The organism is Cellulomonas telluris, assembly GCF_004886325.1.
Taxonomy (GTDB): domain Bacteria; phylum Actinomycetota; class Actinomycetes; order Actinomycetales; family Cellulomonadaceae; genus Cellulomonas; species Cellulomonas telluris.
Genome location: NZ_QXFN01000002.1, coordinates 375,058 through 389,371 on the forward strand (window position 1 = coordinate 375,058; position 14,314 = coordinate 389,371).

A 14,314-nucleotide genomic window follows, 5' to 3' on the forward strand; every position below is an offset into this window, starting at 1 on the left:
GCCCGTCGCGTCACGCGTCCGGCCCGTCGGGACCGGTCGGGCGCCGAACCTCGTGCACGTCCGCGTAGCGGCCCGTTCGACGCACCCGGCGCAGGGAGGCCACGACCCGGCGCGCCGTCGCCGCGACGACGACGGCGTTCACCCCGGCGCGGACCCCGTCCCAGGCGCCGGAGCTGACGAGCGACCACACGGCGAACCGCCGGAGGTTGTCCGCGAGCCCGGCACCCGGGTCGTACGAGAGCGCGGTGCCCTCGCCGACGAGGAACGGCCACGACCACAGGTTCATGACCACGCCGTAGGCGAGGCACGCGACGACGGTGAGCGCGACGAGGGAGGCGACCTCGGCGGCGCTCGGCGGCCCGGTGCTGGACCGGCGACGCCTGCCGAGGACGCCGGCGGCCGTCCCGACCCACCCGGCGGCGAGCGCCTGGAACGGCAGCCACGGGCCGACCCCTCCCGTGAGCAGGGCGGACACGAGGAGCGTCACCACGCCGAGGACGAAGCCCGTCGACGCCCCGAGGGCGTACCCGCCGACGAGGAGCACCGCGAACACGAGCTCGACGCCGCCGATGCCGGGGCTCACGAGCCGGAGCACGCACCCGCTGGCGGCGAGCGTCCCGACGAGCGCGGCAGTCCGTGCGTCCAGCCCGCCGTCGCCGTCGTCGGCCACGGCGAGGACCACGACGACGGCCAGGAGGGCGACGGTCCCGACGGCCCAGGGGGTCGCCGTGCCGCCGCGCCCGCCGGCGGTGAGCAGCGGCCAGCACAGGGCTCCTGCACCGACCGCGGAGGTGCCGGCCAGGACGGCGGCGCGGGTGCGTCCGCCGGGCGCGGGACCGGTCACGACCGCGACCTCGCGGCGTCCGAGAGGCGGAGCCACGTGGGGTCGACGCGCGTCACCTGCGGTGCGGACGCCGGGTTGCCGGTGAGCACCGTGCGAGCCGGACCGTCGGCCACGACCTCCCCGCGGGCCAGGACGACGGTGCGGTCGGCGACCTCGGCGGCGAGGTCGAGGTCGTGCGTCGCCACGAGGACCGTCCGACCGTCGCGCCGGGCCGCGCTGCGGAGGGTCTCGACGAGTGCGTCGCGGGCCGCCGGGTCGAGGCCGTGGCTCGGCTCGTCGAGGAGCAGCACCGGGGGGTCGGGGGCGAGCTGCACGGCGAGCGCGAGCGCGAGGCGTTCGCCCTGCGACAGGTCGTGCGGGTGTGCGCCGCGGTCGACCCCCGGGACGAGCGTGTCGAGCACGTGCGCGGCGCGGCCCGGGTGGGACCCGGGTGCCCGGTCGGCGGCGAGCAGCTCCGCTGCGACGGTGTCCCGCGCGAGGAGGACGTCGACCGCGTGGGGGACGAGCCCGACGAGGCGTCGGACGTCGGCGGCGCGCATGCGGTGCGGGTCGCGCCCCTGCACCGCGACGGTCCCGCGCGCGCGTGCCCGGCCGCCGAGCAGCGTCCACAGCAGGGTCGACTTCCCCGAGCCGTTGCGGCCGATCAGGGCGACGGTCTCGCCGGCCTCGACGTCGAGGTCGACCCCGGCCAGCGCGGTGCGGTGCTCGTAGCGGACGACGAGGCCGCGGGCGTGCAGGGCCGTGCGCCGGGCGGGCGTGGTGGTCGTGCGGCGTGGGGGCGGGGCACCGGGCTGGTTGCGCGGCCCGGCCGGCCGGACGTGCCGTAGCGGGTCGGCGGCGTGCAGGTCGCGGGCCTCGCGGACGGTCAGGGGGGTCGTCCCCCAGCCGCGGACGGCGGCGACCCGCGCGACGGCGGGGGCGTGCGGAGCGCGGCTCAGGGCGGACCGGGGGACGTCCGCTCGCACCCGGCCGTCCTCGACGGTCCAGACGACGTCGGCCGAGGCGGCGATCCGGTCGGTGCGGTGCTCGGCGACGACGACGGTGAGGCCCAGGTCGTGCACGAGTCGCCCGAGGGCTGCGGTCACCGCGTCGGCGCCGACGGGGTCGAGCGCCGACGTCGGCTCGTCGAGGACCAGCAGCCGGGAGCCGACGGCGAGCGCGGCGGCGATCGCGACACGTTGCTGCTGCCCCGCGGAGAGGGTCGTGCAGGCGCGGTCGCGGAGGTCCTCGATCCCCATCAGGTCGAGCGTCTCCTCGACGCGGCGGCGGAGGGCCGCGACGGGCACCGCGCGCTGCTCGAGCCCGAACGCGACCTCGGCCTCGACGGTGCGGGCGACGAACGTGCGGTCGGCGCTCGCGGGCACGTACGCGACCGTGCGGGCGAGCTCCCGCAGCGGCCTGTCCGCGACCGGTTCGCCGTGCACCCGCACGTCGCCGTGCACCACCCACTCGCCCGCCCGGGGCACGAGGCCGTTGAGGAGCCTCAGCAGTGTGCTCTTCCCGGCCCCGGTGCGGCCGACGACGAGCGCGAGGCGGCCGGCGGGCAGGTCGAGCGTGACGTCCGACAGCACGTCCCGGCCGACGTGGGTGGCCGTGACGTCCGTGAGCTGCACGGCGGGCGTGGTCACGGGCGGCCGCCGCCGCGGCCGACGCGTGCGAGCCGCGGCCGGGGGGCGGCGATCCAGGCGGCCGCGGCGGGCAGGGCGGCCACGACCGTCGACGACGCGGACGCGCCACCGAGCGCGACGAGCACCGGGGCCCACCCGGCCACGACGACCGACCAGGAGGCGAGCGCCCACGGTGCGGTCCGCAGCCGGGTCGTGGGCGCGGTGGGCAGGACCCGGGCGGCAGCGACCAGCGCGCCGACCGTGAGCACGACGAGCAGGAGCAGCGGGAGGGGCGGGGCCAGAGGGCCGAGCGGGCCGGGTCGCAGCGCGACGACGAGAGCGGCGCCGAGGGCGACGACGACGCCCAGGAGGAGGACTGCGTGCAGGACGCGGCGTGACGTCGTCGGGGGTCGGTCGCCCCGCGCGCCGTAGCCGCGCAGCTCGAGCGCGTCCGCCAGGTGGGCCGACGCCGCGATCGCCCGCGCGACCACGGGCACCACGGCGAGGGCGAGCGAGCCCTGCGCACGCAGCCGCCGCGCGTCCCGCGCGTCGCGCGCGACGTCGGCCAGCCGGTCGACGGTGGACACCGCCACGCCGAGCACCGTCGCCACCGGGGCGAGGGGCCGCGGGGCGTGGCGCAGCAGGTCGACGGGGTCCGCGAGGGCGGCGGCGGCGCCGGTGAGCAGCACGAGGACCGCGAGCGGCAGCGCGCCGACGAGGGTCGTCCCGATCGCGGTCGCGGAGACCGGGCCGAGCAGCACGAGCGAGCCCAGGTGCCACGTGGGCAGGTGCAGGACGACGGGACCGTCGAGGGGCAGCGGCAGGACGACACGCAGGACGACGCGCAGGGCGACGACGAGCGCGGCGAGCACGAGGTAGGGGCGCAGCCGACGGCCCTCGGGTGCGCGGCAGGCGACCGCGACGAGCACGGCGGCCGCGGCCACGACCAGCCGGGCCGGCGCGGGCACCGCCGAGGCCAACGTCGCGGCGCCGGCCGCCCACGTCCACCACGCGACGGGGTGCACCTCGCGGGTGGGCGCCGCGCGCGTCCGGCGACGGGTGAGCGGGACGAGCGCGGCGGTCGTGAGCAGCAGGCCGGCCGCGACCGCGGCGGCGGGCCACCCGTCCCCGTGGTCGCCGAGGGACGACCCCGCGGGCGGTCCACCAGAAGGATCGGCCGCGCCGCCGGCGGTTGCGGCCGCGCCGCCGGCGGTTGCGGGCGCGCGGCGCGGCGGGACGTCGCCGGCGCCGAAGCGGAGCCCCAGGGCGTCGCCCGCCGCGAGGTGGAGGTCACCCACGCCGTGCGTGGCGTAGGCCCAGCCCGCGCCGGCCGTCGACGTCCACAGGCTCCAGTAGGCGCGGGCGTCGGGCGTGCGGGCGCAGGTCTCCCGGAACATGCGTCCGCCGGGCAGGGGGACGTCCTCGTCGCGCGCCGGCCGTCCGTCGACCCGGCACACGAAGGCGGTGCCCCACGCGGCGGTGCCCTCGACGGCGTGCCCGGCCGCGCGGAGCACGGACAGCGCGTCGCCGGGCGGCACGCACGCGCTCGTCACCGGTCCGCTGGCGAGGACCCCCGTGTCGACGACCACCGTCACCTGGTCGCAGGAGGGGTCGCTGCCGGGCGCGGGCGCGGCCGCCGGCGCGGCGGCCAGCAGCAGCGCGAGCGCCGTGACGATCATGGGTCGGGTGGCTGCTCAGTCGAGCAGCCCGGCGAGCCCCGACCCGGCGAGGGCGAGTGCGGCCTGGGCGGTCGCGCGGGCGTCGGGGACCCCGGCGACCAGCACGGCACCGGCGGGCTGGTCCGTGGCCGTCGAGGAGAGGACCCAGGCGCGCGCGCCGGGGTCGTCCGCGTCGACGTCGGTCAGCGCGGCGGCGGCGACGGCCGTGGCGTTGACGCTCGGTGCGGCCGGCGTGCCGGCGACCCAGTAGGTGCCGTCGTCGTCCGTCTCGCGCGTGTCCCGCAGCCATGCGGTCGCCGCGGAGACGACGTCGGCGTGCTCCTCGGACCCGGCGGCGGAGACGGCCGACAGGGCGAACGCGGTCGCGTCGGGGTCGGACGTGCAGTCGGCCGCGTCGGGGTCGAGGCGGAACCCGCCGTCGTCGCACTGCTGCCCGAGCAGGTAGCGGACGGCCTCCTCGGGTGCCCCGTCGTCCCGTGCGGTCGCGAGTGCCAGCACGCCCCACGACTGCGACACGGTCTGCGAGAAGTCCTCCCCGCCGCGGTCGGAGAACCGGCCGTCGGGAGACTGCGTCGACTCCAGCTCGGCGACCAGGTCGCGGCCGGCGACGGAGCGCGGGTCGATCCCCGCGGCGGACAGGGTGGCGGCGAGCTTGGCGGTCGCGCCGGCGTAGACCGTGCCGACCCCGTCACCGGTGTAGCCGGCGACCGCGTCGGGCTCGGCGAGGCGGGCGGCGACCTCGCCCGCCCGCTCGTCGCCGGTGGCCAGCAGCGCGAGCACGGTGTCGGCCGTGAGGCCGTAGTCGGGGAACGACGTCCCGTCGAACGTGCTCTCCATGACCCCCGACGCAGCCAGCTGCGTGACCAGCCAGGTCGCACCGTCGGCGGCGACCTCCCGGGCCTCTGCCGCGTCGGCGGACGGTGCCGCGAGCACGGCCTGCGCGGTACCCGTGTCGCCGGTTCGGGTGGTGCATCCGGTGACGGCGACGGAGAGGACGGCGAGGCAGGCCAGAGCGGTCGCTCCTGGGCGGAATCGGGGCATAGCGGGGCAGTGTAACGAGCGCCCCCGGTTCATCAACTCCCTGACCTGCACGGATGCCCGAAGGGTGGACGGCGGTGGTCGGCGGCGAGGCCCGTCGCTAGCCTGCCACGCTGTGGACAAAACGGTCATGGATGACAAAGCGACGGTCACGGACGATGTCGACCGTCGCCGCGTCGCCGTGCTCGGGCCGGGCGGGATCGGGGGCCTCGTGGGTGGTCTCCTGGCGCGCGCCGGGCACGACGTCGTCCTCCTCGCCGGCGAGCGCACGGTCGGTGAGCTGCGGGCCGGGGGGCTGCACGTCAGCAGCGCGCTGCACGGCGAGGTGAGGGTCCACGTCGACGCCGACACCGAGCTGCGCACGCCGGTGGACACGTGCTTCGTGACCGTCAAGCAGACGGCGCTCGGCGAGGCGTTGGACCGGGTGCCGCCGGCGGGCGTCGAGGGACTCGTCGTCCCGCTGCTCAACGGCGTCGAGCACCTGGACCTGCTGAGGCGGCGCTTCGGACCGGCGGTGACGGCGGCCGGGGTCGTCCGCGCGGAGTCGACCCGGGTGGCCCCGGGGCGCATCGTCCACGGCAGCCGGTTCGTCGAGATCGACCTCGCGAGCGGGACCGCGGACCGCACCCGCCTCGACGACACCGCGCGGATGCTCGAGGCGGCCGGCATCGCCGCGACGGTCCGCGACGACGAGACGTCGCTCCTGTGGTCGAAGCTCGCCGTCCTCGCCCCGTTCGCACTCTTGACGACGCACCTCGACGTGCCGATCGGCGAGGTCCGCGAGGCCCACCGGGACGCGCTCGTGCAGCTCGTCTCCGAGGCCGCCGCGGTCTCCGTCGCGAGCGGCGGGCCCGACACCTCGTCGTCCGCGCTCCGCTTCTACGACACGTTCCCCGCCACCGCGCGCTCGTCGATGCAGCGCGATGCCGCGGCCGGGCGACCGCTGGAGATCGACGCCATCGGCGGTGCGGTCCTGCGGGCGGCCGACCGGCACGGGGTCGACGTACCCGCCACCCGACGTCTGGTGGCAGCGCTCTCCTGACGCTTTGACGCCGACACCGCCCGCCCCCGAGCACGAGGACACGACGATGCCGACCACCACTGTGCCGACCGACCGCATCCGCTTCCACTGGTGCTCGCCGCTCGACAGCGGCCAGCAGCGCGCGACCGGCGCCTACCCCGTCGGCGGGCTCGACTTCGACGGGATCGTCGACTTCGCGCAGGAGGCGGACCGGCTGGGCGTCGACTCCCTGCTCATGGGCATGAGCTACCACATGCCCGACCCGCTGCCCATGATCGGTGCCCTCGTGCGCGAGACGCGGGACGTCCGGTTCATCCTCGCGTACCGCCCGGGGCTCCTGTCGCCGACGCTGTTCGCCCAGGTCGTCAACACCGTCTCGTGGATGTCGGACGGCCGGATCTCGCTGAACATCGTCGCCGGCATCTCCCCGGTTGAGCAGGCGTACTACGGCGACTTCCTCGCCCACGACGCGCGGTACGCGCGCAGCGACGAGTTCCTGCACGTCCTGCACCGACTGTGGTCACAGGACGGGCCGGTGTCCTTCGAGGGCGAGCACTACCGGATCGAGGACGCCCAGCTCGGCCTCACCTACAAGGGCGGCGGGCGGCCGCGCATCTACATCAGCGGCGCGTCCGGCGTCGCGCAGCGCACCGCCCTCGAGCACGGCGACTGCTGGCTGCGGTACGGGGACACGCCGGAGGGCATCGCCGCCGCGGCCGCCCCGGTGGTCGAGGGCGGCGGAAGCGTCGGCGTCCGCATGCACGTCATGGCGCGCGAGACGCGCGAGGAGGCGCTCACCGCGCTCGCGGAGACGATGCGCGACCCGGACGAGGACCACCGCGAGTTCATCGCACGGTTCGTCGCGTCCTCCGACTCCGAGGCGGTGAGGTCCTCGTTCCGCCTCGCGGAGGGGTCGACCGACGGCTGGCTGTCCCCGCAGCTCTACTCCGGGGCGGTCGCCTACCGCGGTGGGCCGGCGCTGTGCCTCGTCGGCAGCTACGACGAGGTCGCGGAGTACCTGGTCCGCTACCGGGACGCCGGGGTGAGCGAGTTCATCTTCTCGGGCTGGCCGACGCGCGACGAGATGACGCGCTTCTACACGCACGTCCTCCCGCGGGTGCGGGTCCTCGAGCAGGTCGTCGCGTCGTGACCGAGGTCGACGGGCGTGACGCGCGCCGCCCCCTGTTCGCGGGCGGGATCCTGCTCGGTCTCGTGGCCGAGCAGATCGTGCTGTTCGCGGTGCCGCTGCTGATCTTCCAGCACACCGGGCAGGTCGCCATGCTCGGCCTCGCGTTCGCCCTCGAGTGGATCCCGGCCCTCGTCGCCTACCCGTTCGCGGGGCTGGTCGCCGACCGGGACGGCGGCGGGCGGCTGTTCCGCGTGGTCAACGGCGCCCGGGGCGCGGTGCTCGCGCTCGCGGTCGTCGTCTGCGTGGTGCAGCCCGAGTGGACGACCGGCACCCTCATCACCTGCGGCGCGCTGCTGTCCTTCTTCGTGGCGCCCGTGAAGATGTCGATCGAGAAGATGGTGCCGCTGCTGGCGAAGGGCGACCGGGTGGCGCCGACGCAGGCGCTCGTGCAGAACATGGAGCTCCTCGCCATGGCCGTCGGCCCGGCGGTCGCGATCGCCGCGGCGCTGCTGCTGTCGAAGGTCGTGCTGCTGACGATCGCGGCAGCGGCGTTCGCCGCGGCGGCGCTGTGCTGGCTCGGGCTGCCGCGGGGCATGCGGGTCGAGGGGCGGATCAGCGGGAGCGACGTCGTCGCCGACCTCTCCACGGGCTGGCGGCTGCTCGTGGCGAACCGTCCCGTCCTGCTGCTCGGCGCGCTGAACTTCACGATCAACCTCGTCGTCGCGACGCTCATGGCGGCGAACGTCGCGCTCGTGACCGGGGTGTTCGGCGCGCCGGAGGCGGCCTTCGGCCTCCTCAACGTCGTCGTCGGCCTCGTCGGCCTCGTCAACCTGTGGGCGTCGCCGCGCCTGCTGCGCCGGACCGGGGTCGAGACCCTGGGCGTGGGCGGCTTCGCGCTGCTGTGCGTCGCGCTCGTCGTCGCGGGCCTCGCGCCGTCGTACGCGGTCTACGCGCCGGCGTACGTCCTCGCGCTGGTCGGCGTCACGCTCTACAACATCTTCAACCGGACGCGTCGCCTGCAGGTCATCCCCGAGGAGCACCTCGGCAAGGTCATGGGCCCGTTCTACCTCGTCAACCTGCTGTCGTTCCCGCTCGCGGGCGTGCTCGTCGCGGGCCTGGGGGACGTCGGCGGGCCGCGCCGGCTGGTCCTCGGTCTGACCGCGGTCCTGTGCGTCGTCGGCTCGCTGCTCCTCGTGCTGACGATGCGCGCGTTCCGTGCGGCCCTCGCCGCGCGGGCGGACCAGGAGCTCGTGGAGGTGGTCCCGTGAGCGACTTCCGGGCCGTGCTGTGCACGGTCGAGTCGGACTCCCACATGTGGAACCTCGTGTACCTCCAGCTCCTGCTCGAGGAGAACGGCGGCGACGTCGTCAACCTCGGCGCCTGCACGCCGGTCCGCGACGTCGTCGAGAAGGTGCGGTCCGGCCGGCCGGACCTCCTCGTGCTGTCGAGCGTCAACGGGCACGGCGCGCACGGCGCGAGGGTGCTCCGCGCCGCGCTGCAGGCCGCCAGCGGCGCTGCCGTCCCGAGCGTGGCGGGCGGGAAGCTCACCACGGCGGAGTCGGACAACGACCGCGTGCGGCGCGAGCTCCTCGCGGCGGGGTGGACCGACGTCTTCACCGGCGACGACGCCGTCCCGCGCTTCGTCAGGTTCCTCGACGCCGGCAAGGCCCGCGGGTTCGACCGGTGGCACGCCCCCGAGGCGGTCGTCGCGCCCTGGGACGACGTCCCGCTCGTCGGCACGGAGGTGCGCTGATGCACGTCGTCATCGTCAACCGGTGGCCGCGCTTTTCCGACGGGGTGCGCTGGGACAACGAGCTGACCCGGTACGAGGAGTTCGTCGACCACCGGCGCCACACGGTGAGCTACGTCGTCGACGGACCCGGTGCGCAGGGCGTCCTCGCGCCGCCCGAGCTGGTCGCGCACCAGGTCCACGTCGCGGACGTGAACGACGTGGAGGCCCTGCGCGCTGCGGTGGCCGAGATCGTCCGCGCGGTCGGTCCCGTCGACCAGCTCGTCGCGATGTCCGAGTTCACGCTCGAGGTCGCGGCGCGCGTGCGGGAGGACCTCGGCATCCCCGGCCCCACGGTCGCGGACGTCGCCCCGTACCGGGACAAGGTCAGGATGAAGGAGATCCTCGACGAGGCGGGCGTGCGCGTCCCCCGCTTCAGCACGTGCCCCGGCGTCGACACCGTCCTCGCGTTCGCCGCGGACGTCGGGTACCCCGTGATCGTCAAGCCCGTCGACGGCGCGGCGAGCATCGGCGTGCACCGGGTCGACGACGAGAGCGCGCTGCGTGCGCTCCTGCCGGGCGTCGACCTCGGCCGGTACGAGGTCGAGGAGTTCGTGACCGGGACCATCCACCACGTCGACGGCTACGTCGACGTGGCGGGCGACGTGCCGTTCCAGGTGGTGTCCCGGTACGTCAACGACTGCCTGGCGTTCGGCGGCGGGGCACCCCTCGGGTCGGTCGTGGTGCAGCGCTCGGTGCTGCGCGACCGGATCGAGGACTTCACGCGGGACGTGGTCCGCCACCTGGGGATGCACGCGACGCCGTTCCACCTCGAGCTGTTCGTCCGACCCGACAGCGAGCTCGTGTTCCTCGAGATCGGCGGCCGGGTCGGCGGGAGCGAGGTCCCGCACCTCCTCAACCGCCTCTTCGGCGTCAACCTCTTCGAGATCTGGCTCCGGACGCTCACGGGCGAGCCGGTGGACGTCCCCGTTAAGGACCACGACGGGTCGGGCGGCTGGCTCGTGGTGCCTAAGCCCGACGCGACGGTGCGGGTCGAGCGCGTGTCCTCGATGGCGGCACGCGTGCCCATCGTGTGGCGGGAGCTGCTGCCGCAGCCGGGCGACGTGCTCGAGCCCGGCGGCGCCTACGACGCACTGCACAGCGGGAGGTTCATCCTCCTGGACGACGAGGAGGCCACGGTGGAGGCGGGGATCCGTCAGATCGTCGCGGAGTTCGAGCTCGAGGCGAGCCCCGCATGACGCGCGACCAGAGGCTGCTGGACGCGGTCCTCGCGTACCTCACGGACGTCGAGCGAGCCGGCGTCGTCGCGGTCGGCGACACCATCGTCGAGCGCTGCGGAGGGGTCGAGCGGCTGGCCGGACGCACGGTGATGGTGGCGTACGGCGGCGGCAAGGACAGCTCGTACGTCGTGGCGTTCGTCCGCGCCGTCCAGCTCTCCCTCGCGCTCCGGCACGGGCGCACGTTCGTCCTGCGGGTGGCGAACATGCGCCACGCGGGCGTGCCGCACGCGGTCATGGAGAACATCGACCGCGTCTACCGGGCGCTCGACATGCTCGACGACCCGCGCTGCCAGCTGCTGACCGTCGACCACACGCAGGTCCGGCGGTTCCACGTGGACCTCCCGCTGCCGGAGCGGCTGGTCGAGATCAACCGTGTCGACGTGCTCATGAACGGGCACCGGGCGCAGGGCGACGGCCGGCCGACGTTCTGCAACAGCTGCAACCTCGCGGTCGCCGACTTCTACGGCCGCGCGGCCTGGTGGGAGGGTGGGGTCGACGTCGTCATGACGGGCGACTCCCGGCGCGAGCAGATGCTCTACGCGGCGTGGATCTTCCGGCTCGCGCGAGACAGCGGCGTCGACGTGGGGGAGCTGCGGGCGCAGGGGTTCCAGGGCGTCCTCCGGGCGCTGCGCGGCATCGGGGACGTGTACTTCCGCGAGCTCTTCGGCCCCGACGCGGACGCGCTCGCGGAGCGGGAGGTCGCCATCGGGGACCGGACCGCCCAGCCGGAGTTCGTCTCGATCTACGACCTCGTGAGCTACCGCGTCGACGACCACTGGGACCTCGTCGTGGACTTCCTCGGCTTCCGGTTCGACGACCTCGCGTTCAGCTTCACGGAGTCGGACTGCGCGAACCCCACGCTGATGGCGCACCTGCGCGGGCTGCGTGCCGAGCACGTAGAGTCGCGCACCTATGAGGCGGGCGTCGGGGAGTACCTCGAGTTCGCCGAGTCGATGATGCACAAGAAGGAGATGCCGCAGCGGCTCGTCGACCTGGCGCTCGAGCGCTACGGCTCGCCGCAGAGGATCCGCGAGCGGCGGCGGATCGCGGACCGGTACGCCGAGACCGCGTTCGGGCTCGACGAGGACGCGCTCGTCGCGATGGTGTTCTCGCCGTTCACCGACCAGGGTCGGCGCCTCGACGCGTTCCTCCGCGCCCGTCATCCCGAGCGTGTCGCGGACGCGACGACGCTGCGGCAGGTGCTGGCGGGCGAGCGCGACGACCCCGAGCACGTGGCGTGGCTGGAGCGGGTGTCGGGGCTGGGCCTCGACCGGCTGCGCACGCTCTACGGCAGCGCCCTCGCGGACTTCGCGGCCGACGGCTCGATGCTGTCCCGGGTACGGTCCGGCGACCCGCACAAGGGCCGCGTCACGACGGTCGACCCGGCCACGGGCGGACCCGTGCTCGAGCTCATCTCGGGACGCTGATGCCCGGGCACCTCGACACGTTCGTCGCCGCGCAGCGCGACGCGGGACGCCTCGTCGTGCAGCCACGAATGGGCTTCGGGCCGGTCGCGACCATGCGGGACGGTCTCGAGCGCGTCGCCGCGCTCGACGTGCCCGTGGTCGGCACGCTCACGCTCGACAGTTACACGCGCGTCGGCGACCACGTCACGCCCCTGGAGCGGCTCGCCGCCGGCGAGGAGGTCAACGGCTACCCGCTGGTCTCGCACCCCCCGGACGCGACCCGCGAGCTCCTGGCCGGGCTGCTCGGTCCCGAGTTCCCCGTGCAGGTGCGGCACGGCACGGCGTTGCCCCAGGCGGTCATCCGGCGGTCCGTCGCGGTCGGGCTCGACGCGACCGAGGGCGGGCCCGTGTCGTACTGCCTGCCGTACTCGCGGCTGCCCCTCGCGGTCGCGGTCGACGCGTGGGCGGAGAGCTGCCGGGTCCTCGCGGGCGAGTCGGAGCACGGTCACGTCGAGTCGTTCGGCGGCTGCCTCCTCGGCCAGCTCTGCCCGCCGTCGCTGCTCGTGGCCGTCGCGGTCCTCGAGGCGCTCTTCTTCCGCCAGCACGGCGTGCGGCACGTCTCGCTCAGCTACGCCCAGGGCACGCTCGCCGAGCAGGACCGCGGCGCGATCCGGGCGCTGCGCCTGCTCGCCGCGGAGCACCTGGCCGACATGACGTGGCACGTCGTCCTGTACACGTACATGGGGATGTTCCCCCGGACGCCCCGGGGCGCGACGGCCCTCATCGCGGACTCCGCGCGGCTCGCCCGCCACGCGGGGTGCGAGCGGCTCATCGTGAAGACCGTCTCGGAGGCGTGGCAGATCCCGAGCGTGCAGGAGAACGTCGGCGCGCTGCTGCTCGCGTCGGACGCGGCGCAGGGCAGCGACCTGCTCGCGGCAGACGACGACCCCGACGCCCGCGGCTTCCAGGACGAGGTGCTCGCCGAGGCCCGTCTGCTCGTGGACACGGTCCTCGACCTGGACGCGGACGTCGGGCGTGCGCTCGTGCGCGCGTTCGAGCGAGGCCTGCTCGACATCCCGTTCTGCCTGCACGCGGACAACCGCGGCGCCACGCGCTGCGCGATCGACGACCGCGGGGCGCTCGTGTGGTCGCAGCTCGGGATGCTGCCGATCGGCGGGGCGCGATCCCGGTCGGCGGGTCCCGAGCTCCGGTCGGACCAGCTCTTCGCGATGCTCGACCACGTCGCGTCGCGCTACGACTCCCTGCAACCCGCCACACCGAGGAGGGGTGCGCCCCGATGAGCACCACCAGCGACCTGACCCGTCCCGCGACCGTGGTGGTCGACGCGTTCTCGACGGGTGCGACCCTGGCCCGACGCGCGGCGCGCCACCACCGGGTCGTGCACGTGCGCTCGCGCGCGGGCCTGCCGGCGACGTTCGCGGCGAGCCTGCCGACGGAGGTGCTCGCCGAGGACCACGACTACACGGCCGACGCCGAGCAGGTCGTCCGGCGGCTGCGGGACGTCGCGCCCGTCGCCGTGGTGTGCGCGAGCGAGTTCGGCGTGGAGGCCGCCGACGACCTGGCGGACCGGCTGGGGCTGCGCGGCAACGACCCGGCACTCTCCCGGGCCCGCCGCGACAAGGGCGCGATGATGGACGTCCTGGCGGCGGCGGGGGTCCGCACCGCGCGCCAGCTGCGCAGCGACGACCCCGAGCGGGCCGCGGCGTGGCAGGACGCGCAGGGGCTGGGCCGCGTCGTCGTGAAGCCGGTCGACAGCGCGGGCTCGGACGACGTGTACGTCTGCACGACCGCGCAGGAGGTGCGCGCGGCGGTCGCGCGGACGCTCGGCAAGACGAACATCATGCTGCGCGCCAACACCAGCGTGCTGGTGCAGGAGTTCCTCGACGGGCGCGAGCTGGTCGTCAACACGGTGAGCCGCGACGGCCGGCACTGGGTCACGGACGCGTGGGCCAGCACCAAGACCGCTGTGCCGGGCGGGCGCACCGTGTACGCGTACGAGGACCTGCTGCCGGGCGACGACGAGCTGCTGGTCGGGTCGGTCGTCCCGTACGTCGAGTCGGTGCTCGACGGGCTGGGTATCCGCAACGGTCCCGCCCACACCGAGCTCGTCGTGACGTCCGACGGACCCGTCCTCCTGGAGACGGGGGCCAGGATCTCGGGGCTCGCGAACCCTGCCGCGCTCGACCTGTGCACGGGCGCGAACCAGGTCGACCTCACGCTCGACTGCTTCCTCGGCGACGGCGCGGCGCTCCACGGGCGGGCGACCGCGTACCGGGCCGTCCGCGCCGCACGGTGCGTGAACCTCGTGGCGCGCCGGGCGGTGCCGCTGCCGGCGGCCCGGTTCGAGGAGGCGCTGCGAGGGCTGCCCGCGTTCGAGAGCGTGCGCTGGCGCGTCGCGGACGGGTCGACCCTGCGCCCAACGGAGGACCTGAACTCCTCCCCCGGCGTGGTGTTCCTCGTGCACGAGGACCCGCAGGAGGTCCAGCGGTCGTACGACGCGCTGGTCCGGCTCGAGGACGAGCTCCTGTGACGGCACGTG

At 75.3% G+C, this 14,314-nt stretch carries 12 protein-coding genes; 8 read left to right on the top strand and 4 right to left on the bottom strand.

Annotated features, from left to right (window positions below; translation table 11 throughout):
• Positions 1–10: 10 nt before the first annotated feature.
• Genes FB586_RS07035 through FB586_RS07050 form a run of 4 tightly spaced genes read right to left on the bottom strand, consistent with a single transcriptional unit; the run spans position 11 to position 5,063 of the window.
• Entirely contained in the window at positions 11–844 is an 834-nt protein-coding gene (locus FB586_RS07035; protein ID WP_168800485.1) for an ECF transporter S component, read from the bottom strand.
• Positions 841–2,472: an ABC transporter ATP-binding protein gene (locus FB586_RS07040; RefSeq protein WP_246036604.1), complete on the bottom strand. Its 1,632-nt coding sequence runs from the start codon at positions 2,470–2,472 to the stop codon at positions 841–843. The genes FB586_RS07035 and FB586_RS07040 overlap by 4 nt, the downstream gene beginning before the upstream one ends.
• The gene (locus FB586_RS07045) at positions 2,469–4,130 is read right to left on the bottom strand and encodes a hypothetical protein (RefSeq protein ID WP_136518610.1); all 1,662 of its coding nucleotides are present in this window, start codon (positions 4,128–4,130) and stop codon (positions 2,469–2,471) included. Before FB586_RS07045 ends, FB586_RS07040 begins: the two co-directional genes overlap by 4 nt.
• 15 nt (positions 4,131–4,145) lie before the next feature.
• A complete protein-coding gene (locus FB586_RS07050; protein ID WP_168800486.1) occupies positions 4,146–5,063 on the bottom strand; it encodes a prenyltransferase/squalene oxidase repeat-containing protein in 918 nt (305 codons plus the stop codon).
• Between the two features lie 235 nt (positions 5,064–5,298).
• Here FB586_RS07050 and FB586_RS07055 point away from each other — a divergent pair, with 235 nt between their 5' ends.
• The 8 genes from FB586_RS07055 to FB586_RS07090 are packed head-to-tail and all read left to right on the top strand — an operon-like array spanning position 5,299 to position 14,305.
• Positions 5,299–6,210 carry a ketopantoate reductase family protein gene (locus FB586_RS07055; RefSeq protein ID WP_136518612.1) on the top strand — a complete coding sequence of 304 codons (912 nt, stop codon included), beginning with the start codon at positions 5,299–5,301 and terminating at the stop codon, positions 6,208–6,210.
• 46 nt (positions 6,211–6,256) lie between these two features.
• Positions 6,257–7,339 carry an LLM class flavin-dependent oxidoreductase gene (locus FB586_RS07060; RefSeq protein ID WP_136518613.1) on the top strand — a complete coding sequence of 361 codons (1,083 nt, stop codon included), beginning with the start codon at positions 6,257–6,259 and terminating at the stop codon, positions 7,337–7,339.
• On the top strand, positions 7,336–8,586 hold the full coding sequence (locus tag FB586_RS07065; RefSeq protein WP_222928307.1) for an MFS transporter: 1,251 nt from the start codon (positions 7,336–7,338) through the stop codon (positions 8,584–8,586). The genes FB586_RS07060 and FB586_RS07065 overlap by 4 nt, the downstream gene beginning before the upstream one ends.
• Entirely contained in the window at positions 8,583–9,071 is a 489-nt protein-coding gene (locus tag FB586_RS07070) for a cobalamin B12-binding domain-containing protein (protein WP_222928308.1), read from the top strand. The genes FB586_RS07065 and FB586_RS07070 overlap by 4 nt, the downstream gene beginning before the upstream one ends.
• Positions 9,071–10,306, top strand: coding sequence for an ATP-grasp domain-containing protein (locus FB586_RS07075; RefSeq protein ID WP_136518614.1), 1,236 nt, complete (start codon positions 9,071–9,073; stop codon positions 10,304–10,306). Before FB586_RS07070 ends, FB586_RS07075 begins: the two co-directional genes overlap by 1 nt.
• Complete coding sequence (locus FB586_RS07080) at positions 10,303–11,775, top strand: hypothetical protein (protein ID WP_136518615.1); 1,473 nt, start codon at positions 10,303–10,305, stop codon at positions 11,773–11,775. The genes FB586_RS07075 and FB586_RS07080 overlap by 4 nt, the downstream gene beginning before the upstream one ends.
• Positions 11,775–13,055, top strand: coding sequence for a methylaspartate mutase (locus FB586_RS07085; RefSeq protein ID WP_136518616.1), 1,281 nt, complete (start codon positions 11,775–11,777; stop codon positions 13,053–13,055). The genes FB586_RS07080 and FB586_RS07085 overlap by 1 nt, the downstream gene beginning before the upstream one ends.
• Positions 13,052–14,305 (top strand): ATP-grasp domain-containing protein, encoded by a 1,254-nt coding sequence (locus FB586_RS07090; RefSeq protein ID WP_136518617.1) that lies wholly within the window; start codon positions 13,052–13,054, stop codon positions 14,303–14,305. The genes FB586_RS07085 and FB586_RS07090 overlap by 4 nt, the downstream gene beginning before the upstream one ends.
• Positions 14,306–14,314 lie beyond the last annotated feature (9 nt).

Excerpts from the sequence above, each read along its gene's own strand:
- FB586_RS07045 (WP_136518610.1), bottom strand. The coding sequence starts at position 4,130 with ATGATCGTCACGGCGCTCGCGCTGCTGCTGGCCGCCGCGCCGGCGGCC.
- FB586_RS07055 (WP_136518612.1), top strand. The coding sequence starts at position 5,299 with ATGGATGACAAAGCGACGGTCACGGACGATGTCGACCGTCGCCGCGTC.
- FB586_RS07060 (WP_136518613.1), top strand. The coding sequence starts at position 6,257 with ATGCCGACCACCACTGTGCCGACCGACCGCATCCGCTTCCACTGGTGC.
- FB586_RS07075 (WP_136518614.1), top strand. The coding sequence starts at position 9,071 with ATGCACGTCGTCATCGTCAACCGGTGGCCGCGCTTTTCCGACGGGGTG.
- FB586_RS07080 (WP_136518615.1), top strand. The coding sequence starts at position 10,303 with ATGACGCGCGACCAGAGGCTGCTGGACGCGGTCCTCGCGTACCTCACG.
- FB586_RS07085 (WP_136518616.1), top strand. The coding sequence starts at position 11,775 with ATGCCCGGGCACCTCGACACGTTCGTCGCCGCGCAGCGCGACGCGGGA.
- FB586_RS07090 (WP_136518617.1), top strand. The coding sequence starts at position 13,052 with ATGAGCACCACCAGCGACCTGACCCGTCCCGCGACCGTGGTGGTCGAC.